The sequence below is a fragment of the Mesorhizobium sp. M1A.F.Ca.IN.020.06.1.1 genome (assembly GCF_004023265.1).
Classification (GTDB): domain Bacteria; phylum Pseudomonadota; class Alphaproteobacteria; order Rhizobiales; family Rhizobiaceae; genus Mesorhizobium.
In genome coordinates, this window is sequence record NZ_RZSR01001573.1 from 1 (window position 1) to 733 (window position 733).

General features: G+C 65.8%; 1 protein-coding gene and 1 pseudogene. One reads left to right on the top strand and one right to left on the bottom strand.

Features of this window, described 5'->3' with window-relative positions; all coding sequences use genetic code 11:
• Positions 1 to 295, bottom strand: a pseudogene (locus EOA60_RS35620) (MFS transporter); the annotation flags it as partial.
• A gap of 118 nt (positions 296 to 413) precedes the next feature.
• On the opposite strand from EOA60_RS35620, the gene EOA60_RS35625 reads away from it, so the two are divergent.
• On the top strand, positions 414 to 733 hold a 320-nt coding region (locus tag EOA60_RS35625), incomplete at its 3' end, for a LysR family transcriptional regulator (protein ID WP_128312762.1).

The window sequence follows — 733 nt, forward strand, 5'->3', positions numbered from 1 at the left end:
CGCGGCGGTCGCCCCAGCGGTCGGTAAGCACGCCCCAGGGCAGTTCGCTGAGCGCCACGCCGAGGCCGAGCAGACCGAGCGCAGCGCCGAGCGAGGCATTGTCGAGATGGTAGTCCTGGCGCATCACCACAGCCGTCGCCGGGATGCCGGAGAAGGTAGCGGAGAAGCCGGCATTGGCGGCGACGCCGATGCCGAGCACCTTCCATCGATGGGTGGGCCCGAAGGCGCGGCCAGCCGAAGCGGCGGCGCCTGCCGCGGGCCGACGGCAATCGTTGCGAGTTACGATGGCGGACATGATCTCGTATTCCCTCTGCGCCGGTCGATCGGTCTTGACCGGTCGGATGTAGCGCCATAGTTTCATCCAGATAATCAGCAAGTTTTTGATCGATAATCCTGAAAATAAGGACGATCTCATGCGACGCGTCACATTCGACCTCGACGTGCTCAGGACCTTCGTCACCGGCATGGAGCTTGGCAGTTTCGCCAAGGCGGCCGAGCGGCTCGGCCGCTCGACCTCTGCCGTCAGCGCGCAGCTGAAGAAGCTGGAAGAACAGGCGGCGACCCCGGTCCTCCGCAAGGCGGGGCGCGGCCTGGCGCTTACCGAAGCTGGTGAAACGATGCTCGGCTATGCGCGGCGTCTCATCGAGCTCAATGACGAGGCGGCCTCAGCTATCCGCGACGTCGAGCTGGAAGGCTGGGTGCGGCTCGGCCTGCAGGAGGACTTCGGCGAGGC